The organism is Segniliparus rugosus ATCC BAA-974, assembly GCF_000185725.2.
Lineage (GTDB): Bacteria > Actinomycetota > Actinomycetes > Mycobacteriales > Mycobacteriaceae > Segniliparus > Segniliparus rugosus.
In genome coordinates this window covers 485,119-509,624 of the sequence record NZ_KI391954.1, presented here as the reverse complement: position 1 = coordinate 509,624, position 24,506 = coordinate 485,119, and the positions used below count along the sequence as shown (strand labels likewise).

Annotated in this window: 22 protein-coding genes; 9 read left to right on the top strand and 13 right to left on the bottom strand. The window is 70.1% G+C overall.

Annotated features, from left to right (window positions below; genetic code table 11):
* Positions 1-37: 37 nt before the first annotated feature.
* Positions 38-1,213 carry a helix-turn-helix domain-containing protein gene (locus HMPREF9336_RS12305; protein WP_021030604.1) on the top strand — a complete coding sequence of 392 codons (1,176 nt, stop codon included), beginning with the start codon at positions 38-40 and terminating at the stop codon, positions 1,211-1,213.
* A 65-nt stretch (positions 1,214-1,278) separates the two neighbouring features.
* Here the strand turns inward: HMPREF9336_RS12305 and HMPREF9336_RS12300 are convergent, their stop codons facing one another.
* Complete coding sequence (locus tag HMPREF9336_RS12300) at positions 1,279-1,746, bottom strand: gamma-glutamylcyclotransferase family protein (protein WP_007467447.1); 468 nt, start codon at positions 1,744-1,746, stop codon at positions 1,279-1,281.
* A 100-nt stretch (positions 1,747-1,846) separates the two neighbouring features.
* Here HMPREF9336_RS12300 and HMPREF9336_RS12295 point away from each other — a divergent pair, with 100 nt between their 5' ends.
* The 7 genes from HMPREF9336_RS12295 (at position 1,847) to HMPREF9336_RS12265 (ending at position 10,458) form a co-directional block, all read left to right on the top strand.
* Entirely contained in the window at positions 1,847-3,253 is a 1,407-nt protein-coding gene (locus tag HMPREF9336_RS12295; protein ID WP_007467445.1) for an NAD(P)H-quinone dehydrogenase, read from the top strand.
* A 45-nt stretch (positions 3,254-3,298) separates the two neighbouring features.
* Positions 3,299-5,053: a glycerol-3-phosphate dehydrogenase/oxidase gene (locus HMPREF9336_RS12290; RefSeq protein WP_007467443.1), complete on the top strand. Its 1,755-nt coding sequence runs from the start codon at positions 3,299-3,301 to the stop codon at positions 5,051-5,053.
* Between the two features lie 188 nt (positions 5,054-5,241).
* Positions 5,242-5,637, top strand: a complete 396-nt coding sequence (locus HMPREF9336_RS12285) for a hypothetical protein (protein ID WP_007467441.1) — start codon at positions 5,242-5,244, stop codon at positions 5,635-5,637.
* A gap of 104 nt (positions 5,638-5,741) precedes the next feature.
* Entirely contained in the window at positions 5,742-6,272 is a 531-nt protein-coding gene (locus tag HMPREF9336_RS12280; RefSeq protein ID WP_040585565.1) for a hypothetical protein, read from the top strand.
* A 38-nt stretch (positions 6,273-6,310) separates the two neighbouring features.
* Positions 6,311-8,080, top strand: coding sequence for an arginine--tRNA ligase (gene argS / locus HMPREF9336_RS12275; RefSeq protein ID WP_007467437.1), 1,770 nt, complete (start codon positions 6,311-6,313; stop codon positions 8,078-8,080).
* A gap of 122 nt (positions 8,081-8,202) precedes the next feature.
* Positions 8,203-8,604, top strand: a complete 402-nt coding sequence (locus HMPREF9336_RS12270; RefSeq protein ID WP_007467435.1) for a hypothetical protein — start codon at positions 8,203-8,205, stop codon at positions 8,602-8,604.
* A gap of 831 nt (positions 8,605-9,435) precedes the next feature.
* Positions 9,436-10,458: an o-succinylbenzoate synthase gene (locus HMPREF9336_RS12265; RefSeq protein ID WP_007467433.1), complete on the top strand. Its 1,023-nt coding sequence runs from the start codon at positions 9,436-9,438 to the stop codon at positions 10,456-10,458.
* A 13-nt stretch (positions 10,459-10,471) separates the two neighbouring features.
* Here HMPREF9336_RS12265 and HMPREF9336_RS12260 read toward each other — a convergent pair whose 3' ends face one another.
* Positions 10,472-11,299, bottom strand: coding sequence for an ArsR/SmtB family transcription factor (locus HMPREF9336_RS12260; RefSeq protein WP_007467431.1), 828 nt, complete (start codon positions 11,297-11,299; stop codon positions 10,472-10,474).
* Between the two features lie 37 nt (positions 11,300-11,336).
* Positions 11,337-11,912, bottom strand: a complete 576-nt coding sequence (locus tag HMPREF9336_RS12255; RefSeq protein ID WP_007467429.1) for a helix-turn-helix domain-containing protein — start codon at positions 11,910-11,912, stop codon at positions 11,337-11,339.
* 59 nt (positions 11,913-11,971) lie between these two features.
* On the opposite strand from HMPREF9336_RS12255, the gene HMPREF9336_RS12250 reads away from it, so the two are divergent.
* Positions 11,972-12,562, top strand: coding sequence for a class I SAM-dependent methyltransferase (locus tag HMPREF9336_RS12250; protein ID WP_040585863.1), 591 nt, complete (start codon positions 11,972-11,974; stop codon positions 12,560-12,562).
* Between the two features lie 3 nt (positions 12,563-12,565).
* On the opposite strand, the gene HMPREF9336_RS12245 is transcribed toward HMPREF9336_RS12250, so the two are convergent.
* The 10 genes from HMPREF9336_RS12245 to eccB form a co-directional block, all read right to left on the bottom strand.
* Positions 12,566-13,036, bottom strand: coding sequence for a hypothetical protein (locus HMPREF9336_RS12245; protein WP_007467425.1), 471 nt, complete (start codon positions 13,034-13,036; stop codon positions 12,566-12,568).
* Positions 13,037-13,092: 56 nt separating this feature from the next.
* Entirely contained in the window at positions 13,093-14,025 is a 933-nt protein-coding gene (gene eccE, locus HMPREF9336_RS12240; protein WP_007467424.1) for a type VII secretion protein EccE, read from the bottom strand.
* A complete protein-coding gene (gene mycP, locus HMPREF9336_RS12235; protein ID WP_021030599.1) occupies positions 14,022-15,395 on the bottom strand; it encodes a type VII secretion-associated serine protease mycosin in 1,374 nt (457 codons plus the stop codon). Before mycP ends, eccE begins: the two co-directional genes overlap by 4 nt.
* A gap of 82 nt (positions 15,396-15,477) precedes the next feature.
* Positions 15,478-16,944 carry a type VII secretion integral membrane protein EccD gene (gene eccD / locus HMPREF9336_RS12230; RefSeq protein WP_021030597.1) on the bottom strand — a complete coding sequence of 489 codons (1,467 nt, stop codon included), beginning with the start codon at positions 16,942-16,944 and terminating at the stop codon, positions 15,478-15,480.
* Positions 16,945-16,974: 30 nt separating this feature from the next.
* A complete protein-coding gene (locus HMPREF9336_RS12225) occupies positions 16,975-17,889 on the bottom strand; it encodes an ESX secretion-associated protein EspG (protein WP_007467420.1) in 915 nt (304 codons plus the stop codon).
* Between the two features lie 6 nt (positions 17,890-17,895).
* On the bottom strand, positions 17,896-18,183 hold the full coding sequence (locus tag HMPREF9336_RS12220; protein ID WP_007467419.1) for a WXG100 family type VII secretion target: 288 nt from the start codon (positions 18,181-18,183) through the stop codon (positions 17,896-17,898).
* A 39-nt stretch (positions 18,184-18,222) separates the two neighbouring features.
* Positions 18,223-18,516, bottom strand: a complete 294-nt coding sequence (locus tag HMPREF9336_RS12215) for a hypothetical protein (protein ID WP_007467418.1) — start codon at positions 18,514-18,516, stop codon at positions 18,223-18,225.
* A gap of 90 nt (positions 18,517-18,606) precedes the next feature.
* On the bottom strand, positions 18,607-18,912 hold the full coding sequence (locus tag HMPREF9336_RS12210; protein WP_007467417.1) for a PE family protein: 306 nt from the start codon (positions 18,910-18,912) through the stop codon (positions 18,607-18,609).
* On the bottom strand, positions 18,909-22,961 hold the full coding sequence (locus HMPREF9336_RS12205; RefSeq protein ID WP_021030596.1) for a type VII secretion protein EccC: 4,053 nt from the start codon (positions 22,959-22,961) through the stop codon (positions 18,909-18,911). The genes HMPREF9336_RS12210 and HMPREF9336_RS12205 overlap by 4 nt, the downstream gene beginning before the upstream one ends.
* A complete protein-coding gene (gene eccB, locus HMPREF9336_RS12200; protein WP_007467414.1) occupies positions 22,961-24,484 on the bottom strand; it encodes a type VII secretion protein EccB in 1,524 nt (507 codons plus the stop codon). Before eccB ends, HMPREF9336_RS12205 begins: the two co-directional genes overlap by 1 nt.
* Between the last annotated feature and the right edge of the window lie 22 nt (positions 24,485-24,506).

Sequence of the window (24,506 nt, the reverse complement as noted above, 5' to 3'; positions counted from 1 at the left end):
ACTCATGTACTATTGGCCTCAATCCGGAAGGAGGGCCATGACACAAGTAGTCATCGAACGCGTGTTGTCGGAACATGAGCTCGCCGCCTTTCGCGCGTTCGCCGTACAACATCTGCGCAAAACGCAAGCCGACTGCGCCCAAGCGCGGCGTGAGCGAAAACTCACCCTCGCTCGAGCAGAGCATTTTCGGCTCTCCGCCATCGCCGCGAAGCTTTTCGGGCGATTGGGCGACCCGCAGCTCCCCGCAGAAGCTCGGCGGAGGCTCTGGACCGCGCTCGGCGAGCCGGACCCGGCGCGCCCCGAGATCGGGCACGCCGCCCTCCGCGCGGCGGCCCAGCTCGACGCGCCGCGCCGCGCCCACCCGGCGCGCCGAAAACACAACGCCGAGTCCCGCGCCTTGGCGCGGCGGACCGCCGTGCAACTCCACCTCGCGGACAAAGTCCCCGTCAAAGACCTCGCGCCCAAGTTCGGGGTGACCCCGGAGACGATTCGGCTCTGGGTGCGCAACCACTTGAAAGCCCAAGGCCTCTACGAGCGCAGGCAACGGAACGAGGCTCCGCACTCGATGAAAGCCGAAGCCGCGCGGCTGGTCGTCGCGGGCTCGCACAGCGTCGCCCAGCTCGCCGAGAAGTACGGCTACCACCCGACCACCGTCGCGCGATGGGTGCGCGAGCATCGGTCCGCCGAAGGCATCCCGAAACCGAACCGACCGAAAGTCCCGGACGAAGTGCGGCTGAAAACCCTGCGCCTCATCTTCCAAGAAGGCCTTTCGCCCACCGTCGCGGCCCGGCAGTCCGGCGTGTCCTCGAACACCGCGCACCAATGGGCGGCGCGCTACAAGGCGGAGCACGGCGCTCCGATCCCGAAATACGACCGAGGGCCGAGGCACTGCTATCCCCCCGAGCTCAAAGCCGAGGCAATCCGGCTCGTTTTCACCGAGGGCAAACGTGTCTCGCAGGCAGCGCTGGCGCTCGCCGTCCCGGTCGCCACCGCGCGGACCTGGGCCGAAGAGCATCAGCGGGAAACCGGCGCGGAGATGCCGGGGCTCGCCCCGATCAGCAGGGATCTCCGAGAGCAGGCCGCCCGAGCGCACTATGAGCTCGGCGTGCCGATCGAGGAGATCGCCAAACAGCTCCGCGTGCTCCCCCGCACGGTCAAAGCGTGGACTTACGCCCACGCGCCGACCAGGACAATCCCGCCCGCCCCGCAGTAGCGGGGAACCCGCCGCGCGGACCTGAGGATGCTTCCCCCAGGCTTTGCGGGCGGGGAGGAGGGGGATCAGTCTTTGTCGCCGAGGCTCCGGCACGCCCGCGTCCGAAGCCACGTCACGTACTCTTGCGGCGCTCCGGCGACCTCTGCCGCCTCCGACATCACGCCGAGGTAGCGGGCCGACGGCAGGCCTCCCTCGAAGGCGTCGAGCACGTACAGCCACGCGAGCACCGGCCCGTCCGAGGTGTCCACCCTGGCTTTGAGCTTGCGGCGCAGCCGCAGTTCGGAGCCCTCCCACCGGTCGAGCGCCTCTTCGTCCTCGCGGGTGAGGTCGTAGAGGACCACGAACACTTTCGAGTCCGGGCTCTCTTTGTCCTCGACCACGGTCGCGAGCGCGCCCTCCCAGCCGATGTCCGCCCCGCCGAACGTCAACCGCCAGCCGCACAACCACCCAGTCGTGGCAACCGGAGAGTGAGGCGCGCGCTGCGCCATTTGGGCTGGATCCATGTTCGACCCGTACGCGGCATACATAGGCACCTGACAAGATTAAGGCGCCCCTGTTCGCTGCACGGAGGGGCCAGAGCGACTACCGTGGTCGCCAGAACGATCAGAACACCGACAAGCCAGGGAGCCGCACTTGACAGACGTGGTCATCATCGGTGGCGGCCCCGCCGGATACGAGGCGGCGCTCGTCGCGAGAGACCTCGGAGCAGAAGTCGTCATTCTCGACCAAGCAGGCATGGGCGGCAGCTGCGTGCTCTATGACTGCGTGCCTTCGAAGACGTTCATCGCCTCCACTGGGATCCGCACCGAGCTGCGACGGGCGGAGAACCTGGGCTTCGACGCCGCCAGCATCGAGGACCTCATCACGCGCCGCACGCTGCGCGCGATCAACAACCGAGTCAAAGAGCTCGCCAGCGCCCAGTCCACCGACATCCACGACAAGCTCGCCAAAGAGGGCATCCGCGTGCTCATCGGGCGGGGCGAGGTCGCCGACGAGCAACCGGGCATGGCGACCCACGAGGTGATCGCCACCGTGAACGGGCGCGTCGAGAAACTGCACGCCGACGTGGTGCTCATCGCCACCGGCGGCAGTCCCCGGACGCTGCCCAGCGCGCAGCCCGACGGCGAGCGGATCCTCACCTGGCGGCAGATCTACGACCTCGACGAGATCCCTGAGCATCTGATCGTCGTCGGGTCCGGGGTCACCGGCGCGGAATTCGTCCACGCGTACACCGAGCTGGGCGTGCCGGTGACCGCGGTGTCGAGCCGCGACCGCGTGCTGCCGAGCGAGGACGAAGACGCCGCCCGCGTCCTGGAGGACGCGCTCGCGCACCGGGGCGTGACCATCGTCAAGAACGCCGCCGCCGAGTCGGTGCAGCGCACCAAGACAGGCGTGCGGGTCGCCCTCGTGGACGGGCGTTCGGTGGAGGGCAGCCACGCGCTCATGACCGTGGGCAGCGTGCCGAACACCCAAGGGCTCGGCCTCGAGAAGGCCGGGATCGAACTCACCGAACGCGGCCACATCAAAGTGGACCGGGTGTCGCGCACGAGCGCGCTCGGGATCTACGCCGCCGGGGACTGCACGGGCCTGCTCCCCCTCGCGTCGGTCGCGGGCATGCAAGGGCGCATCGCGATGTACCACGCGCTCGGAGAGGCGTTGACTCCGATCAAGCTGAGCACGGTCACCTCCGCGATTTTCACCCGCCCGGAGATCGCCCAGGTCGGCGTCACCCAAAAGGAGGTCGACTCGGGCAAGGTCCACGCCAGAGTCGTCTCGCTGCCGCTGGCCACCAACGCGCGGGCCAAAATGGGCGCCATCACCAGGGGCTTCGTGAAGCTTTTCTGCTCCACGGGCTCGGGCCGCGTCCTCGGCGGCGTCATCGTCGCCCCGAGCGCCTCCGAACTCATCCAGCCCATCGCCCTCGCGGTGAGGAATAAACTGACAGCGGAGGATGTGACGCGCACCTTCACCGTCTACCCGTCGCTGATGGGCTCGGTCAACGAGGCGGCGCGCATCCTGTCCAACGACGAAGACGAATAGCGACCAAAAGCCAGAAACCCTGGCCGACATAGTGGAACGAGAACGATGACGAACCGGATCGCAACCAATCTCACAGCACATCAACTCGGCCCCGAGCAGCGCCAACAGGCGTGGGAGCAACTCGGCAAACAGCATTTCGACGTGATCGTGATCGGCGGCGGCATCGTCGGGACGGGCGCGGCGCTCGACGCGGCGACGCGCGGGCTCTCCGTCGCCCTCATCGAGGCGAGGGACTGGGCTTCGGGCACGTCCAGCCGTTCCTCGAAGATGTTCCACGGCGGGCTGCGCTACCTCGAGCAATTAGAGTTCGGCTTGGTGCGCGAGGCGCTGCACGAGCGCGAGCTGGTCATGACCAAACTCGCCCCGCACCTGGTCAAGCCCCAGGCCTTCATCGCCCCGCTCTCCCACCATCTCTGGGAGCGGCCGTACATGGCGGCGGGCTTCTTCCTCTACGACACGATGGGCGGCGCGAAGACCGTCCCCCGGCAGCGGCACTACACCAGGGCCGGGACGTTGCGCCTCGCGCCGAGCCTGAAGCCCGAGGGGCTGGTCGGCGCGATCCGCTACTACGACACGGTCATGGACGACGCGCGCTACGCGCTCACCGTCGCCCGCACGGCGGCGCATTTCGGCGCGGTGGTGCGCACGTCGACGCAGGTGGTCGGCTTCCTCCAGGACGGCGGCAGGGTGCGGGGCGTCCGCGTCCGCGACAGCGAGTCCGGCGAGACCACCGAGGTCTTGGGGCACGCGGTGGTGAACTGCTCGGGCGTGTGGACCACGGAGCTGCACAAGGCCGCGGACATCCGGGGCCGCTTCCAGGTGCGGGCCAGCAAGGGCGTGCACATCGTCGTGCCGCGCGACAAGATCATCAGCGATGTCGCGCTCATCCTGCGCACCCCCACGAGCGTGCTCTACGCCATCCCCTGGCGGGAGCGCTGGCTCATCGGCACCACCGACACGGACTGGAAGCTCGACCTCGCCCACCCCGCCGCCACCCGCGCCGACATCGAGTACATCCTCGGCCAGGTCAACCGGGCGCTGAAGGTGCCGCTCACCCCTGCCGACATCGACGGGGTCTACGCGGGGCTGCGGCCGCTGCTCGCCGGCGAGGACGAGGCCACTTCGAAACTCTCCAGGGAGCACGCGGTCGCGGTCGACGCGCCCGGCCTTGTGTCCATCGCGGGCGGCAAGTACACCACCTACCGGGTGATGGCCAAGGACGCGGTCGACGCGGCGGTGCCCTTCCTGCCGACCGGCGCGCCCGAGTCGGTCACCGAGAGCGTGCCGCTGCTCGGCGCAGACGGCTACCCCGCGCTGAAGAACAAAGCCAGAAGCATCGGCCAGGATTGGGGCGTGCCGCACGACCGGGTGGTCGACCTGCTGGACCGGTACGGGTCGCTGCTCCCCGAAGTGCTCGCGCTCGCCGAGGAGGACCCTGGCCTCTTGCGCCCGGTCCGCGACGCCTCGGACTATCTCCGGGTGGAGATCAAGTACGCCGTCGTCGCCGAGGGCGCGCTGCATCTGGAAGACTTGCTCGCCCGTCGCACCCGGATCAGCATCGAGTACGCCCACCGGGGCGTCGCCTGCGCGCGCGAGGTCGCCGAGATCGCGGCGGGCGTGCTGGGCTGGGACGAGCGGCGCATGAAAGCGGAGATCGAGCTGTACACCGCTCGGGTGGACGCCGAGCTGCGCTCGCAGTCCCTCACCGACGACGCCTCGGCGGACGCGCTGCGGGCGAAGGCTCCCGAGTCTCGGGGCGAGATCCTCGAGCCGGTGCCCGCTGGCGGTCTGGACAGCTGAGCCGGTCGCGCCGCGCTCTCCGCACGAAGGCGCTGCTCGTCGTCCTGTCGATTCCTGTCGTCCTGCTGGCCCTCACATGGAATTCCTCGCCGAACCTGCGCCCGCGTCCGGACACAGCAGGCGAAGCCCTGTGTGCGGGCTACGAGCGGGCAGTAGCGCCGACCCGTCCTGTCCACGACGCTTTCGTCATGCATCAAGCTGCCGCGCAGACGCGGCAGTGGGACGACTTCATGGCTCGGCTCGGCATCGAGCTCCACACGGCGCTCACGCTGGAAATATCACGGCTGCGGCCCCTGGAAGAGCTTGCCAAGCCCCGCCGAACCGATCGGTCCCCGGATATCGCCGAAGCTGTCCGCGTCGACGAGCGGATCGTGGACGCGCTCGTCTCGCATCCCGATTCCTCGCTCGCGGAGCTGCGCGTCGACCGATACGGGCCCTTCCGCGAGAGCGCTCTGCGGGACTGCGCCTTCCTCCGGGAACGAAACGCCGCGCTCGAAGCCGACCTGCGCGTCTGCGAACACAACCGCAAACGCGATTTCCAAGACTGGTGGACTGTCCGCTGCGGCTGGGATCCGCCCCGGTGACGACGGACCAGTCCAGCTTGTGAACAGCCAGCCCGTCGGACCAGCTGGTGACAAGACACGACCGGGCTCCGCCGACACGGACGACCGTGCGCTACGATCGGCGGATGAGGGCCTTTTCGTCGTGGGTGTTGACCGTCGCGTGCTGTTTGGGGCTGGCGTATCCAGTCGAAGCGTCGGCCGCGCCCGATTTCTCGGCGCTGTGGGATCTTGTGGACCGCTCCTCGGCTGCCGCGCCGCTCCAGTCCTGGAAGGCCGAGCAGCTCCTGTCGACGAAGATGCTCTGGATGGACCGGATGAGCGACGGCAGCATGTTCGGCGACGGCGATTGGCAGGAGTGGCGGGGCGGCCCGGTCGCCGTTGGCCAGGGGGTCAAGCTGTCCGGCGTCCTCGTCTACGACCGCGACGGCGCGTGGTGGACCACCATCTACCACGTCGAGTCGGCCAGCTGCGTCGGCCCTGAGAGCATCCGGGCCCGATACCCTGAGGCCGAGAAGGTCGCGCTCGACATGGACGCGGACCCCTCCGCCGAGGCGTGGGTTCTGCGCAGGCCCGCAGCGCAGGTGAGCCTCGGCGTGCACGGACAGCCGCAATGCCTCCAGTCGATCATCTTCGTCCCGCCAAAAAGCGACGACTGACCGCCCGTCGCCCGCGCTTTCGGTATCGTTGACTCGCCATGCCTGCTGACACCCCCATCCTCTCCCTCGCCGCCCAAGCCGACAGCGCCCTGCGCGCGGCGTTCGAAGCCGCCCTCGGCCCGCAAGCCGCTGGGGCGGACCCGATCATCCGCCCCTCCGAGCACGCCGACTACCAGGCCAACGGCCTGTTGGCGCTCGCGAAGAAGCTCAAGGGCAACCCCCGCGAGCTCGCGGGCAAGGTTGTGGCGCAACTGGACGGCTCGCCCCTGTTCGCCCATGTCGAGGCTTCCGGGCCGGGGTTCGTGAACCTCACGTTCGCCGACACCGCACTGGCCGGGCAGCTCGCGGCGCGGGGATCGGACCCGAAGCTCGGCCTCGGCAAGGCCGCGTCCCGCCCGGTCACGGTGGTCGACTACTCCGCGCCCAACATCGCCAAGGAGATGCACGTCGGGCATCTGCGCTCCACGATCATCGGCGACGCGCTCGTGCGCCTGCTCACGTTCTCCGGTTCGGAGGTGATCCGGCAGAACCACGTCGGCGACTGGGGCACGCAATTCGGGATGCTCATCGAACATCTTCTGGAGAATCCGGACGTGGCGGGCGGCGAGGAGGACGGGGACACCCCGACGATCTCCCGGCTCGCCGCCCTGTACAAAGCGGCCCGCGCCCGGTTCAACGCGGACGAGGAGTTCCAGACCCGCTCGCGCCAGCGCGTGGTCGCGCTGCAGTCCGGCGATCCCGAGACGCTCGCAGGCTGGCAGGAGATCGTCGCCGAGTCCAAGACGTATTTCGGCGAGATCTACTCGAAGCTCGGCGTGCTGCTCACGGACGAGGACATCGCCGGAGAGTCGAGCTACAACGACGAGCTGCAAGGGATCGCCGACGATCTGGAGCGGCGCGGGGTGGCCGTGCGCTCGGAGGGCGCGCTCTGCGTGTTCTTCGACGACGTGGTGGACAAAGACGGCAAGCCGGTGCCGTTCATCATCCAGAAGTCCGACGGAGGCTTCGGCTACCCGGCGACCGACCTGGCGACGCTGCGCCACCGGGTGCGCGACCTGAAGGCCGCCCGGCTGCTGTACGTGGTCGGCTCCCCGCAGGCGCTGCACTTCAAGATGGTGTTCGAGACGGCCAGGCGGGCCGGCTATCTGCCGGAGGGGGTCGAGGCGGAGCATGTGCAGTTCGGCTCGGTGCTCGGCGCGGACGGCAAGCCGTTCAAGTCCCGCGAGGGCGAGACGATCCGGCTCATCTCCCTGCTGGACGAGGCCGTGGCGCGCGCGCGGGCGACTATCGCGGAGCGCAGCCCAGGGCTGTCGGCGCAAGCGCAGGAGCAGCGCGCGCAAGAGGTCGGGATCGGCGCGGTGAAATACGCGGACCTTTCCACCTCCCGCACCCGCGACTACGTCTTCGACCTGGACCGGATGCTCTCGCTCCAGGGCAACACCGGCGTGTACCTGCAATACGCGCACGCGCGGATCCGCTCCATGCTCGCCCGGCTCGCCGAGGCCGAAGCGGCCCCCGACGGCTCCGAGGCGCCCCCGCTCGAACCCGCCGAGCGCGCCCTGGTCCGCACGCTCGACGAGTTCGGCGCGACCCTCGACGCGGTGGCCGAGAGCCTGGAGCCGCACCGGCTCTGCGCGTACCTGTACGCGCTCGCGCAGGCGTTCTCGGACTTCTACGAGGCATGCCCGGTGCTCAAGGCTCCGACCGCGCAGATCCGGGCCCGTCGGGTGGCGATCTGCGAGCTCACCGGGGACACCCTCGCGCTCGGCCTCTCATTGCTCGGAATCGCCGCGCCCGAGCGGCTCTGACGTTCGGCCGGACACGCCAACGGCCAAGGAGCCTCGCGAGACGCGCACAAGTTCGCAACGTTTCGGCATCCGCGCGGGCGGGAACTCCCCGGACCGCCCCGCGCGCGGATATATTTCGCCACATGTTGAAAACGCCGCTGCGCATGGGTGTCGCCGGGCTCGCCGCACTCGGCGTCGTCGGTTATGTCGGCAAGGACAAGGTCCAGGAGTTCGTGTTCGGCGACACCACTTACGAAGTCGCCGGGTCGGGCCAGGCGAAAGCGGTGGTCAGCTACCGCAGCGGCGTCACCGAGCAGATCACCAAAGAGGTCGACCTGCCGTGGAAGGAGACCGTGCGCCTCGGCGAGTCCTGGGACAAGGCCAGCGTCACCGTGAGCCCGAAAGACGTCGCGGGCGCGGTCGCCGGAAAATTCACCTGCTCGATCACCCACAACGGGACGCGGGTGGGCTGGTCCACCAGCTCCGTCCTGCCGACCACCTCCTGCACGGCGCTGCCGGTGCAGCCCATGGGCGGCCAGCGCTAGCCCAAGTCGAGGGATCGCCCCCGTCGTGGCTGTGGTCGACCCCTCGATGTAGCGACCGCAGCCACGCCCCCGGCTTGACTGAAATTTCTACTTCAAAATTTCTATTTCAAGTCAAGTTTCTCTACCGCCAGTAGACTATAGGATTCGGTCGAGTTGTCAACTCTCAGAAGAATTTTTCTCCACTGATCCTGCTATCGTTGGTCGTATGCCTTGGAGCGGCCAACCGCTAGCCGTGCGCCTCGACCGGCCTTTCCGCCCCCTCGGCCGGACGGGAAATTCTGGACGAACGACCAGGTGGCCGAGGAGCTCAAACGCCGCAACCCCGAACTCCGGGTGAGCGGCGGGCACCTCTCGGCGCAACCCCGAACTCCGGGTGAGCGGCGGGCACCTCTCGGCGTTGCGCAACGGCGGCAAGAGCCGCCCCTCGACGGGGCGTTTGTCGATGGCCGATTTCTTCGGGGTGCCGATCGCCTACTTCACGAACCCGGAGGCGCACGCAGAAGACGCCCAGCAAGCCGCCCGCGCTCGTGGACCAGGTAGGAGTGCGGGCCATCGCGTTGCGCGCGATCGGCGTGCAAGAAGAGAGCCTGGCGACCATCACAGCGGCGCTCGACAACATCCGGGCGCTGCAGGACCTCCCTCCCGTTGAAGAGATCTACACCGATGGCGCGACCGAACTCGCTGACCGAGGCCCCTGCGCTCAAGCCGCTCGGCTCACCGTGGCCGAGCGACTGGAGTGCCCGAAACCGAAACCAACTGGCTCCGCCAGACCGCACACCACTACGCTCGCAGACACACGCCCCGCCCGCACAAGCCCTTGGGAGTCCCCGTATGACACGACACGACATCGCCCGCGTCCCTGTCTCCCAAGCCGATTTCACCTCGATCCGCTTCTTCGCGATCCCGTTGAACGTGCGGTTCCGCAATATCACGGTGCGCGAGGGCGTGCTGCTGGAAGGGCCTTCGGGCTGGGGCGAGTTCTGCGCGTTCGACGACTACGACGACCACGAGTCGCTCCCCTGGCTGCGCACCGCGCTGGAGGCCGCGTTCCTCGGCTGGCCCGCCCCTGTGCGCGGCTCGATCCCGGTGAACTCGATCATTCCGGCGGTCGGCCCCGAGGAGGCGCACCGCCGGGCGCGCGAGGCCCAGTCCGCCACCGCGAAAATCAAGGTCGCCGACCATCCGGACTCCTTGGCCGAGGACATCGCCCGAGTCGAAGCCGTGCGCGACGCGCTCGGCCCGGCGGGGCATGTGCGGATCGACGTGAACGGCAAATGGGACGTGGACACCGCCCTCAAGCAGATACCGATCCTCGACAAGGCCGCGGGCGGGCTGCAATACGTGGAGCAGCCGTGCTGGACGGTCGAAGAGCTCGCCGCCGTGCGCAAGGCGGTGGACGTGCCGATCGCCGCCGACGAGTCGATCCGCCGGGCCGAGGACCCGCTCAAGGTCGCCGTCGCCGGAGCGGCCGATGTCGCGGTGATCAAATGCGCGCCCCTCGGCGGGGTGCGCCGGGCGCTGCAGGTCGCCGAGGCCGCCGGTCTGCCCGCCGTGGTCTCCTCCGCGGTGGAGACCAGTGTCGGCATGGGCGCGCAGGTCGCCCTCGCCGCTGCGATCCCCGAGCTGCCCTACGCCTGCGGCTTCGGCACCGGCTCGCTATTGACCGGGGATCTGGTCCGGCCCGAGCGGGACCTGAACCCGAGGGACGGGGCCGTCGCCGTCCCCTCGGCCGGGCTCGTTCCCGATCCGGACCTGCTCGACCGGTGGGCGATGGCCGACCCCGCACGGCTGCAGTGGTGGTCCGACCGTCTCGACCGGGTGCTCGCCCTGCACAACGCGGAGGCGAACGGGTAGCGCCGCGCAGGGCTCACTCGTGCCCGAGGTGCCGCCACGGGATCTCGGACAAGGGGCTGCCGGTCTCCAAGAGCGACTTGAGGTTGGACAGCACGGCGGGCCACCCGCCGCTGATCGCGCGGAACTCGGCTTCGTCGGCGAGATGCTCGTGGGTGACGGTGAGCTGGACGATTGTGCCGTACGGCTTGATGTCGAAAGTCACCTGCGAGGCCGCCTCCGGCGCGGCGGGCTGCGCCGTGCCTCCAGAGCCGGCGGGCTGCGCCGTGCCTCCAGAGCCGGCGGGCTCGGCCCACGTCGTCACGAGTTTGCGCGGCGGATCGCTCACCAGCACTGTGCCGACCACGTCCACGGCTTCGGAGCCGTCGGCGCGGCGATGCTCCCACGACGAGCCGACCTGCCAGTCCGAGACGTTGTTGTGGCCCCAATAGCTCGCGGTGACATCGGCGTCGGTCAACGCCTGCCACACCTGCTCCGGCGTGCTGTCGATATAGGTGATGTACACATAGCTGGGCTTGCTGGTCATAGATTCCTCCGCTCGTTGTTTGATGGCTTCGAGCGCCTGAAGGCGCGGACGCTCGAACGTGTCGATCCACCGCCGACCGATCTCGTGCAGCGGCACCGGGTTGAGGTAGTGCAGTTTTTCCCTGCCGCGCCGCACCACGGCGACCAAGCCCGAGGCCTCCAAGACGGCCAGATGCTGCGCCGCGGCCTGCCTGCTCATCGCGACCGGCTCGCTCAACTCGCTCAGCGTCTGGCCGTTCCGCTCGCGCAACCGGTCCAGCAAGCTTCGCCGGGTCGGATCGGCGAGCGACTTGAAGACCTTGTCCGCGTCCGGATGCACCCTTCAATTATGCAAGCAAATTATTGCATGTCAACCCTCAGGCTTCGTCGAGCTGGCGCATCCGCTCCCCGTTCGGGCCGTAGATCCCGATGTATTCGACCGGCTCCGGGCCCGCGCTCGCGAGCCCGTGCGGCACGCGCGTGTCGAACTCGGCGACCTCGCCCGCCCGCATGACGATATCGCTGTCGCCGAGCACGAGGCGCAGCGCGCCGTTCAAGACATAGATCCAGATGTAGCCGTCGTGCGAACGCTGCGGCGGCACGGCCCCGTCCGGGTTGGGCGGATGCACGAATTTGAGCGCTTGCAGGCCGCCCGGCCTTCGGGTGAGCGGGACGATGACCTTGCCGTCCCTTCGAATGGGCTTCAAATGCACGCGGGGGTCGCCCGTCGGCGGCGCGTCGACGATGTCGTCGAGCGCGACGCGGTAGAGCCGCGCGAGCGGCAGGAGCAGCTCCAGCGTCGGTTTGCGCTGGCCGGATTCGAGCCGGGACAGCGTGCTCGTCGTGAGAGCGGTGGCCTCGGCGACGTCGCGCAGCGTCATCGCGCGTTGTTGGCGCAAGCGCCGCAGCCGAGGGCCGATCAGTTCGAGCGCGACAGGGTCCACGCGCTCCATTATTGCAGTTTTCGCAATTTTTGTTGCTTCTCGATCTATGTCGCGGCACCATGGTCGCCATGGACGAGAACGAGTGGAACGAGCTGTACCGGGAACGCGAGCAGATCTGGAGCGGCATGCCGAACGCCGCCCTGGTCGCCGAAGCGGCGGACCTCGCCCCGGGCCTTGCCCTCGATGTGGGCTGCGGCGAAGGCGGGGACGCGCTCTGGCTCGCCGAGCGCGGCTGGAAAGTCGTCGCGGCGGATATCTCCTCCGTCGCCATCGAGCGCGCCAGGGCCGCGGTCCCCCTCGCGGCGGTGACCTGGCTGCGCGCCGACCTCATCGCCGACCCGCCCGAGCGCGGACGGTTCGACCTGGTCTCCCTGCAGTATTACCCGCTGCCGCGCACGGCGGGCGAGGAGGGCGTGCGCGGCTTCCTCGAAGCCGTCGCGCCGGGCGGCTTCCTCGTGGTCGTCGGCCACGACATGGCCGGCCATCAGCCCAAAGACGCTCGCTTCAACCCCGCCGACTACTACAGCGTCGGCCAGATCGCCGAACTCCTCGGCTCCGGCTGGGAGATCCTGACGCATGAGGCGCGCCCGCGCGAGCGCCGGTTGCCGGACGGGCGCGAGGCTCCGGCGGACATCGTGCTCAAAGCCCGCAAGCGCTGAGGCTCAGCGGGCGTTGCCGCGCAGCCGCACCAGCAGAGCGAACTGCCCGACAAGGGAGAACGCGGCGAAGACCGCCCGCACGTACGGGAAAGCGGGCCGCAACAGCGTCCCGTCGTCCTTGAAGAAGATGTATTCGGGGGCAGCCGCCTGCGCGTCGGCGACGAGGAAGATGATCACCGCGAGCAGCACGACGGGCAGGCCGATCCGGAAGAGCCAGGACCGCCACATCGTGTCCGAGGCGCGCAGCAAGGCTTTCGCCCCCGAGGCGACCGCGACGGTCATCGCCACGACGAACACCCACGGCGTTTGCGTCTTGAGGTCGGGATGCGCGTTGAAGACGAGCGCCCCGGTGAAATAGTTCGTCGCGAGGAACGCGCCGACCGCGGCGTCCACGGCCGCAATCGCGACCATGATCCAGAGCGTCGCAGGCCCGGTCGAATCCACTGCGGTCCTCAGACGCTCGCCGATCTTCACGGGCAATGATTCTGGTCGAGCCCGACGCAAAGGTCAACTGGCGCGACGGCCGCGCCTTAGAGCGAGGCCGCCGTGCTGAGCAAAGCCGTCGAATCCGGGGCAAGGATGGCGAGCGCGGGCAGATGGGCTCCGCGATGCGGTTGCAACCCGGCGGGCAGCAGCTCCACAACGCCTTGTTTGCGCAGCGCGCAGGCAACCGTGAGCGTCGCGCTCGCGGGCGAGCCGGTGAACTCCAGCACCGTCCATGTCTCCTGCGCCGGGTACGCGGCGATCTCCGCCAGCCGCGCGTCGAGGTCGCCGCCGGTCGACACGGCGTACGCGGCGACGCGCTCCTCGCCGTCGACCACGCCGTTCCAGTCCTCAGAGCCTGCCCACACCAGCTTCGGGGCCGTGTCGGCGTGCTCGGCGGCGAAACCCTCCTCGCGCAGCTGCGCCGCGAGCCTGCGCCGGGTCGCCTCGGCGAGCTCGTGCAGCGGGATCCGCGCGCTGCGCGCCTCGAGCGCGGCGAGGTTCTCCGTCGCGTCCACCACGAGGGTGATCCAGGCTTCCTGGCCGTATCGCCGGGATCGGCGGAAAGCCACCCGCACGGCGGCGCACCGCACCCCGTAGCGGTCCAGGTAGCTCGCGATCAGCTCCAGCGGCAGCCAGTTGCGAGACTCGGCCCCCGCCGGGGGCTCGACCCGCACGAACACCGCGACGCGCGAGGAAGAGCCCGCCTCGGGCTTCGCAGAGCCCTCCGCCTCGGCGGAGACCCCCCGCTTCGCCCGCGACGACAAGGCGATCCGGCGGCGCAGGATCTGGGTGACGTGCGTCCCGCCCCAGCTGCCGAGCACGAGCGCCAGCAGCACCGCGACGGCTCCGAGGAACCAACCGGCGGAGGGCCGCCACCCGGTGCGGAGCGAATCTGCGCCGACGAGAACAGCGGCGAAAACAAGCGCGAGGGCGAGCGTGGCCCTCGCGCGACTTGGCTTAGCAGGGGCGATGCTCACCGATCCGTTCCTTTCCGTCGCCATGCCGCGATTGCCGCGACCGCGCCGACCACCAGGGCCAAAACGCCTGTGCCCGCGAGCGCCACGGTCTTGGGCAGGCCAGGGTCCAGCGGCGGCGGCGCGGGGGGCTCGATTTGTTTCACGGCCGCCCGTGGGGCCTGCGCCTCGCCCGCGGGCAGATCCCACGTCAGGGCCGCGAGGGGGTCGACGGTCCCGAAGCCGACCAGATTCGAGGGCAGCCGGGCCGCGTTGTGCGCGGACAACGTGATCCGGCTCATCGCCTGATGCGCGGTCAACTGCGGGAACCGGGACCGGACCAGCGCCGCGACCCCCGCGACGTACCCCGCCGCGTACGCGGAGCCTTGCACGGGGACGGGCTTGCCCTTCTCGTCCAGCAGGGCGTTCGCGACGACGACGTCGGGGGCGTTGGACAACGACACGACCGACTCGCCAGGCGCGGCGACCGACACCCACGGACCGGCGAGCGCGGTGGCGGACGGCTGGCCCTGCGGCGTGATCGAAGCCGTGGACAGCACGTACGGCTGCCAGAGGGAGGGGACGGAGAGCGTCGCGACGCTCTCCCAATCCCGAGAGTCGCCCGGCCGCCCCGGTCCGCCGACCGGGTTCTCCGAGCAGTTCGACTGGTTCAGATCCCCCGCCGCGGCGACGACGAGGACGTTCTTGTCCACCGCCGCGTAGCGCAGCGCGGCTCCCACCGGCGCGAGGTCGACGCCGACGTCCGCCGGAACGCACAGGACCGAGCTGATCACGATCACCGTGGCCCCGAGGTCCGCGGCGCGCACCACCGCGCGGGCCAGCGCCTGAGCTTGGACCGCTGCCTGCGCGAGCATCGGGTTGTCGCCCGGCTCTTTGAGGTTGAACATCGCGGAGGAGACCCGCAACGACAAAATCTTCGCGGCGGGCGCGACCCCGACGACGCCGTCGCCCGGCGCGGGCTGCGCCCCCACGATCCCCGCGACGAGGGTGCCGACGCCGTCGCAGTCGTCCAGGCCGTCCGTCTGGCCGACGTAGTCCCCGCCGCCGACGAGGTTCGGCAGCCTGGGATTGCGCGCCACCCCGGTGCCAAGGATCGCGACCGTCTGGCCGTCCCCCCGCGCGAGGCGTTGGGCTGCGGGCAGGTCGAGGGCCGCGAGGTCCGGCGGCAAACCGGTCAGCGCCTGGTCGGGCACTCCGCCCGCGAGGACGCAGGCGCGGCGGCGCTCCATCGGCTGCGGCGGGACCGGGGCCGAGTTGGCGGGCAGCGCGCCCTCGTCCACGGCGGGCGGCCCGGAGAGGGGCGCGGCGGAGGCGGCAACCGGCGCGGCGGCCAACATGGCCACTGCCGAAGCGAGGGCCAGCGCCCGCCTCATCCGGCCACCTCGCACACCGAACTCGCCCGAAGCCACACGCCCAACAGCGCTCCCCGGCCGCGCTCCTCATACTTCGTCGCGCTCATCCGGCCAGCACCCACTGGAACACGCCGCACACGTACGCTATCGTCGGGATCAGCGAGGCGTCGAGGGCCAGCGCGAAGAGGTTCACCACGCGGCGGACCGGCAGCGAGTAGCCCTCCGGGTCCGCGAGTTTCGGCCGAGCGGCGACCACCAGCCAAATCGCGGCGATCACGCCGAGCGCGCCCGCCATGATAAGCGCCCAGCACCACTGCCCCTCGCGGATGGCGATCACCGCGCCGAGCGCTCCCGCGAGCGTCGGAGCCGTGACCAGCCACGTCTTCGCCGCAGCGCCTGCAGGAACCCTGGCCCGCAACGCGGTGGCTCCGAGCGCCGCGAGCGCCACATACCAGCGCCACCCGTTGGCGAACGCAACCGGCGGCAGGTACAGCGCGCCGATCACCAGCGCGAGCGTCGCGCCTGCGACCAAACCCGTGTGCAACGACGCGGCCCGACGCGCCCGACGCGGCAAATCGGCCAGCAAGCCAGGCGCGACGACGGGCAACGGATCGCCCGGCGCGGGCAGATCCGGCAGCGGCAGCCGCGAGAACAACACCGACAACGCGGGGGCGGCGACAGTCACCGCCAGCCCGAACACGATCAACAAGCATTGCGTCGTCGGCGACGACACGCCCCAGACGATTCGAGCGACGGACACGACGAGGACGGCGAGCGCGACAGTCGCAGCCCCGGTGAAGAAGGCCGTGGCGCGTTCCACCGTGTTGACCTGGGCGGGCAGCAGCACGACCACCACCGACCACGCGAGGGCGGCCGCGGCGGCGAGCAGCGCGTGCGCGGCTGCGAACGAGCCGGGGACCACCGCGGCGGCGGCGAGCGTCACCGGGAACAGGGCGACGACGGACAGCAGCACCGCAGCGCTTGGCGCGCGCAGCCGCGCGAAGAGGCTCGCGGCGGCCGCCGTCGCGGCGGCGACGACGAGCGCGCCCCGCGCGGGCACGCCGCCCCTGTTGTGCCACCACGCGGCGGCGACCGCAGTGAAGATCAGCAGGAAAATCGCAACGGTCGCGCGGGCCGCTCGTCCGATGGCCTCGGCGTTCCATCCCGGTCCGACTCGCGAGCCCTCGAGCGCCGCCGCGTCCGCGATGTCTTCCACCACGCTGGCGGCCGAGGGCCCGGCCGGCTGCTGCTGCAACACGAGCAGCTCCCCGTCCACCGTCCCGACCGCGTCCAGTGTCGCGTCGAGGCTGTACGGAGCCCCGCCGAGCGGCGCGAGGCTGAGCCGCCGACCCTCCGGCGCGGCAGGAGAGCCCTCCGCAGTGCCTTCGTCAGCCGAGCCGGGGGCGACCAGCCTGCGCACTGCGGGGATGATCTCCCGAAGGGGCAGATCGGTCGGCAACGCCAGGTCGGCCAGTTTCCCGTCGCCGAGCACGGCCACCCGCACCAACGAAGGCGAACTCTCCCATCCCTGGGGGGATTGCTGCTGCGGCAGCGTCAAACCCTCGGTCATCGAACCTCTCTCCATCTCTTGCCACTGCTGTCATCTATCACGAATGTCGCGCGGGGACCATGCCGCGCTTTCGGGCTCTTGCGCGAGCCCGGTCTCTTCGGCGAGCGCCGCAAGGGCCGCCGCGACCGCCGCCGCCGTTCCGGGCGAAAAAGTGGAGACCCACTGCCCGTCCGGCGCTCGGGAGGGGGCGACGAGCACGCGGCCCGCCACGGTGTCGAGCACCCCGATCCCGATGTTCTCCGCCGAGCCCGGCTTCGAGCGGAACGAGATCTCCACATAGGAGCGCGGCCCGGCGAACATCGCCCGGAGCGCGGCGCTCGCCTCCTCTGGGATTCCGAGCCCGGCGAGCACCGCGTCGGCGGAAACGCCAGCCCGCAGCCGCTCGTCCGCCTTCGCCCCGTCCGAGGTCGGCAGCGCGAACTGCCGGAATTTCGCAGGCTCCGCTCCGGGCAGGCCCGCTGTGAGCACGCTGGCGAGCGTTCTCGGGTGCGGGGCGCCGAGCTGCGTGAACGTCACGAGGGCTCCCGCGCGCATGGCGACCACGGTCAGCCCGTCCTGCTGCGCGACAAGTGTCCGTAATTGGTTCGAGCGCGCGTCCAGCGCGGGCACGCCGCCGCGCACAGTGCGCGCTTCGAAGCATCGCCGCGCCGCGCAGACCGTGCGAACCCACGTCGCGACCCGTTGGTCGATTTCGCCGTCCTTGCCGATCACGCCGAGGGCGGCGAGTTCTTGGCGCAGCTCGTCGGCGATCTTGTCTGCGACCAGCGGGCTGCCGAACGGCTGGGTGATCGCGAGCGACCACGGGTACTCCCCTGCGCCGATCTGGTCTGCGATGAACCAGGCTTGCGCGGCGGTGAGTTCCACCGCGTCGGGCGCGCCCGACGCGGTGGAACTCTTGGGGGAGCCGCCCGCAGCCCGCTGGGGCTGTGGGGGGCTATCGGCCACTCGGGCTCACATCCATTTGGCGCCTTCGGCCATGTCGCGGGCGTTCATCGAGAGGGTGTTCTGCTCGTACGAGCTCGCCATCGCCCGATACGCCATCACCAACTCCTCCATACTCTGATTCCACCGCGTCTGCCACGCCTGATAACTCGTCCCGGTGTCACCCTGCCACGCCCCGGCCAACGAAGCCTGCTCGCTCGCCACATCCGCCCCCACCACCTGCAAAGCAGCAGCGAAACCATTCATCTCCGCAGCCTGCGCCAACATCGCCGGATACGTGTACATAATCTGCGTCATCACAAACCGTCCTTCCGAAAAAACATCAAAACCGAATAATCAAATAACCGCGAAACCAGACGAACCCGCGACGTCCTCCGCCACATACGAACCACTCGCATCCGCCAAATTCGCCTGCGCCACGTCCAACAACACATTCACCTTCGCCGCAGCCTCCACAAACCGCGCATGCGCAGCCTGAAACGCCAACGACGACTCCCCCACATGAAACGCCTGCGCCCCCAACGCCGCAGACTCCGCCTGCGCCATCGTCGAACGCATCAACGCCGTCTTCGCGCCAAACGCCGCCTCCGAAGCCACCAACTGCGGAATATGAGCATCCAACAAACTCACGATCACTCCTTCTTTTGAGATTGACAATTGCGTGTGGGTTCTGGTCCTCGTTGACCGTCGCCCGATATATGTGCTGCTAGATATGTGCTGCTAAGCCTCGATGGCGTATGTCGCAGCGGCGGCGAGGTCGCCCTCTTGGTAGCTCAGCCCCGAGTCCGCGACGCCGAGGCTCGACGCGGCCAGTGCCGAGACTCCGGTTGCCCCGGAGATCTGGCGCTGCGCGCCGTGTACGGACAGTTCCGTCGCCGCCGAGGTCGAGACCACGTCGATCGCGGGCGGGACGACCGCCGTGATGATCGGAGCGGCTGCCGCGTGCGCTGCGGCGAGGCGTGCGGTGATCGATTCCATCAGGGCGCTGGTCGCGGCCATGCCCTCCGGCAAAGTGCGCAAGATCATCGACGACCTTCCTTTCTGTTCTCAGTGCTCTGCGCGTTGGCGAGCTGGATAAAGGCGGGGACGTCGTCGTCGCCCACGAGCACCGCCCTGCCGGGCGGAAGACGGGAGAAGCGGTGGCCCCGGATCTTCCCGCTGTCGTGCGGGTTGCCGGAGAGCATGAGCGTCGTCGCCTGCAGGTCCACCAGCGAGCGCAGGAGCGAGTTGGTCATCACCGTGTGCCCGGAGCCTGCGGCCCTGGCGGTGACGATGACGCGCAGCCCGAGGTCCGCCGCCGAAGCCAGCACGCTGACGATCCCGGCCCACGGGCGCTGCCCGATGTGCGGCCCGCTGAACGCGGGCGCGTCGGGGATCTGGTCCGCGTCGTCGATGATCAGGTAATGCGTCTGGCCTGGGTCGAGCGCTGTCGCCGGGAAGGTCCAGTCGCGCAGCTGTTGCGCCGAGAGGCCGGCAGGCGGGCGGCGGCGTTCCATGAGCGCGGTGAGCCCCAGCATCGCGGGGATGACCCGGTCCAGGTGCGTCGTGTGCTCGTTGTCCGGGAACAGCGGCTCGTCCACCAGCCGAAGCCGCCGGTCGACGACGGTGAACGCCACCTCCTCCGCCGTGCTGTTGTCGCGAACGGACCGGATGACGTGCCGCAGCAAGGTGGTCTTCCCCGCGCCGGAGTCGCCGAGGACGAGCAAGAGCGGGTTCGCGGCGAAGTCCACCGCCGCCGGGGCGAGGTCCTCCTCGCGCAAGCCGACGACCACCAGGTCTCGCCTGGGCAGGACGGGCTCGATCTCGCGGGGGTCAAGCGAAACCGGCAGCACCCGCACTTTCGGCGCGGCGAGCCCCTGGTAGCGCGCGGCCAACTGCCGCGCCGACTCCGCAGTCGCGGCGGCGAGGCCTTCGGCGGTGTCCGCCGTGTCGAGCCTCGGCGCGGCGATGAGGAAATGCTCCGCGGCCATGGTGAGGCCACGGCCCGGCTGGTCGGCGGGGACGGATTCCGCGGGTTTGCGCAGCGCTTCCGGGTCGCGGACGTTGCTGTCGCGCGGATCGGTGAGCCGCAGTTCGAGACGCATGCCGAGCCCGTCGCGCATCGCGAGCGGCACGTCGAGCCAGTTGGCCGTGGTCACAAGGACGTGGATGCCGTAGGCGAGGCCGGAGGTCGCCAGCTCGGAGATCTCGGCGAGCAGCGGGTTCTTGGTCGTGAACTGGTCGGTGTTCGCCCTGCTGAACGCGGTGAGGTCGTCGAGCAGCAGGAACACGTCGCCGAACCCGTCGCGCAGCGCGGCTTCGCTGGCGCGGCGCTCGCGGAACTGCTCGATCGAGGCCACCGAGTGGTCGCGGAACAGCCGCTGGCGGGAGCCGAGCAGCTGGCGCAGCTCCGCGAGGACGCGGCGGACCAGCTCCTCGTCGTGCGGGGAGGCGACCGCGGCGACATGCGGGAGCGGCGCGAGGGCCGCGAGCCTGCCTCCGCCGTAGTCGAGCACGTGGAACTGCACGTCCTCCGGGGAGCAGGTGGCCGAGGCCGAAAGGACCACGGTCATCAACGCGCTGGACTTGCCCGATTTGGGGCCGCCGTGGATCGCGATGTTGCCCGCCGCCGAGGCCGCGTCGAAGACGAGGGGGTCGCGGCGCATCAGGAACGGGCGGTCGATCTCGCCGATGGGCCAGCGCAACGGCTCGGCGGGGACCCGTTCGAGCAGGCCGCCGAGCGAGATCGGCGTGTCCAGCGGGGCAAGCCAGAGTTCGGGAGCCTTGGGGCCGAGTTCGGCGAGCTGCTCGCCGATGACGCTGATCAGCTTGCGCGCCTTGGTGATCGGCGCGATGTCTTCCACCGTCGCGGGGACCTCGGCCTGATCCGGCTGCGCGAACGCGGCGGTGAAACGCTTGGGCTCGGCCACGGCGTACGGAGCCGTGACGGTCGCCGCCCTCGGCGGCTCGTACACCCCGTCGACGTAGGAGGCGCGGAACTTGACCGGTATGGCCCCGGGCGAGGGCACGAAGTAGCCGACGCCCTTGTGCTCCTTGCCGGACTCGATGTGGTACGCGTCCTCGACCCCGATGACCTGGCGCGAAGCCGCCGCGCTCGCGACTTTCAGCCCGATCCGGTACGAGGTGTTCTTGTCGATGTCCTTGATCCGCCCGATATCGAGGGTCTGGGAGGCGAAGAGGATATGCACCCGCAACGAGCGGCCTTTGCGGGCCACGTGGTCGAAGAGCTCCGCGTACTCCGGATGCTCGGCGAGCATGAGGGTGAACTCGTCCGCCACCACGAACAACGTGGGGATCGGCGGGAGGTCGTGGCCGTGCGCGATGGCGTTCTCGTATTCGGCGACCGAGTTGAAGGCGCTGCCTTGCACCCGTCTGCCGGCTTCGCGCAGCAGCTGCTCGCGCCGGGCGATCTCGCCGCGCAGGGTGTCCGCGAAGCGGTCGGCCAGCGAGCGCTTCTCGGCCATGTTCGAGATGACGGCGACGACCTGCGGGAAGTCACGGAAGATATCGGCTCCCGCCTCGCCCTTGAAGTCGAGGTAGATGACGATGAGCCGGTCCGCCGGATGCGTGGTGAGCAAGGAGAGGAGGATCGCCATGATGGTCTGGGACTTGCCGGACCCGGTCATGCCGATCATGAGCCCGTGCGGCCCCATGCCGCCCTCGGCCTCGTCCTTCAAATCGAAGTACAGCGGCTCGCCCGTGCTCGTGACCCCGATCGGCACCCGGAGCTCACGATCCCGTGGACGGCTGGCCCACAGCGAGGTCACGTCCAAATCGGCGGCGTCTTTGATGCCGAGCAGCGCGGGGAACCCCGAGACATGCCCGCCAGCGCCACGCGAGTCCGAGGCCACGGGCCCGGAGTTCCACCGGGCCAGCTGCCGGGCGAGGTGCGCCGCTTCCGCCGCGCCGAGCGCGTCCGCCTGCGCGGCGAAACCGCGCCACGCGCCGCGCTCCCAGCGCTGCAGCGCGCCGCCCTCGACCTTGAGGACGAGCCTGGCCGGGTCGTCGAGCTCGTCGAGGTCCGGGGCCCGCTCGGACCGGCGCACGACCACGACGCCTGCGAGCCCTTCGGCTGGCAGCAACGTCTCCGGGCGCCAGGCCGGATCGTCCACGACCACCATCAGGTGCCCGAACGCCGCCGACTGGGCCGCATTCTTCTGCGCGGCGCGCGGCGGCCGCCCGTGCAACATGTCGGCGACGAGTCCGGGCAAAGCCGCGGGGTCGGCGGCGAGCCGGCGCGCAGGGCCGAGCCCGTCCGCTTTGCCGGGGATGTCGGTGTGCGGAAGCCATTTGAGCCACGTCCACGCGGGCGAGTCCAGCTCGGGGCTCGCGGCGGCGAGGGTCAGCACGGCGGGGTCGTGCCAGGTGGTCGCGGCGGCGATCCACGCGGCGATGGCCTCGCGCGCCTCGTCCGCGTCGCCGTGCACGACGATCTCCCGAGTCGCGGCGAGGTCCACGGTCACCGGGGCCTCCGCGAGGTCGCGGTGCGCGTCGAGGAGCGCGGCGAGGCTGGTCTGGCACACCGGCTCCAAGTCGGTCTCCTCGCCGCTCTCGCCCACTCGCAGCGTCGCGGCGGCGGGCACGTCGCCAAGGCCGACGCGCACGGCGAGGAAGTCAGCGTCGCCGGGGTCGCGCTCCCACTGCCTGCGCGTCCCCGCGACCGGGGCGAGCCCGTCCGGGGCGGGGTGGGACCATTCGAGCGCCGCGCGCTGCGCGGCGGCGGCGGATCGGGCTTCGCCCCTGACGCGCGCGAGGTAGCGCAGATAATCCGCGCGCTCCTCGTCCACTTCGGCGACCGGGGTGCCCGAGTTCGAGCCTCGGAAGATGCCCGTGGCCGCCAGCAGCAGCACGAACGGGAAGAACAGGGTCTGCGGGGTGATCAGCCGCATCCCGGTGGCGAACAGGGCGACGATCATGCCGACGACCAGGAGGCCGATCACCCAGGGCATCGCGCGGCGCATCAGCGACGGCGGGACGAGCCGGGGCAGCTCGGGCGGCGGCTCCACCACGATCACTCCGGAACGGGCCGCAGGAGCGGGCAGCCTTCGTTTGGCTTCAAAAAGAACACGCGTCATTACTGGCCTGCCTCCGTTGCAGGAACTCGACCGGGACGGGGGTCCGCCGGAAGACTGTCGTGGGCGAGGAGCGCGTCGGCTCGCGAGAGGGTGGGCCCGTTCGCCAAGAGGCGCAGGATCGACCATGGGATCGCGACCGATGGCCCGCGCAAGCCGAGCGCTTCGAGCGTCTTGTTGTCCTTGCCGGTCGTGTCCAGCCCGTAGCGCACGCCCGTGTCCGACACCCAGAAGCGCGCCTCACGGGTCGGCGAGGCGGGCTCTTGGCCGACGATCTGGACCAGATACCCCGTGCCCGGCGCGATCAGCACGCGGTCCGCGACGCCCTGGGCCCCCGCCGCGACAAGGCTCACCGCCCGCTCGGGCGAATCGACCGGCAGCGCGGCTCCGGAAAGGAGCATGAGCGTCGAGACGGCGGAGCCCTCGGGCTTCGCCCAACGCGCGCACAGCACCGGCTCCGCGGCGGGGTTGATCACGCTCACCGGGTCCGCCGGGTACACGGACGTGTCGATCCGATTGACGACTGGGATGCGGGCGATCTGGTCCGGGGTCAGCATCGGCGGCGACGTGAGGCCGTAGGAGTTGGTGTTGCGCAGGATCGCGGCGAGCACGCGGGGCACCGGCTGCAGCCCGTCCCGGAGCACGGCGTAGTTCTGCGTCTTGCCGTCGAGCGTCCGGGCCGCGACGACCGAGCCGACGGGGTGGCGCAGCGCGAACCGGGGCTGCTCCCCGGCTCCGGAAATGGCGGGCACGGCCAGTTGCGGCCCTTCCGGAATGACGTTCACCAAGGCTTCGGACAAAAGGCGGGGGTTCGGGGAGTCCGAGCCCAGGCCCAATGCCGAGCTCACCGCGTGGTCCGCGAGGTCGATCCGCGCGCGGTGTCCGTTCCAGATGAGCCACGCCGAAGTCGCGGTCCTGGCGAGCACTGCGGCGTTGCCGGACAGGGAGGCGGCTTTGCCCTCGCCCGAGGCGAGCGGGCCCGCGATCACAGTGACCGTCGGCGCGAAGCCGTGCGCGGGCGGCGGGGCGGCGTCGCACACCGTCCACTGCGCGTCGCGCTCCGCGCTCTGCTCGAGCCGCTCGGGGGCTCCGGGAATGCCGAGGACGTTCCCCCGGCGGTACTGGTCGAGTTCGGCCCCGCGCACCCAGGTCGGGTCTTCCGCCCGTCCCATGATGAGCCGCGCGGAGGCGAGGTTGAGCACCGGGTGCACCGTGTCGCCGAGGCGCACATACAGCGCGGCGGTGGCCTTGTCGGCGAGCACGGCGTGCTCGTTCGCGGCCCCGACCGGGCTGATGAGCGAGAACACGAAGCAACCGACAACGCCTGCGATCAGCAGCAAGAGGCCAAGCCCGAACGCCCGTGACTGGGAGCGCAGCGGCTCGACCAGCATCCGCGTGTCGTGCAAGGCCACGCCGGACGCGGCCCGGCGCAGCGTGAACCGCCAGCCAGTCACCTGATGCCGGGTCACGAAGCCACGCCGTGGCTCAGGACGCTCCCCCGGGGCTTGCGACAAAATGACCTCCAATGAAATGGCTCGACTCTTCCGA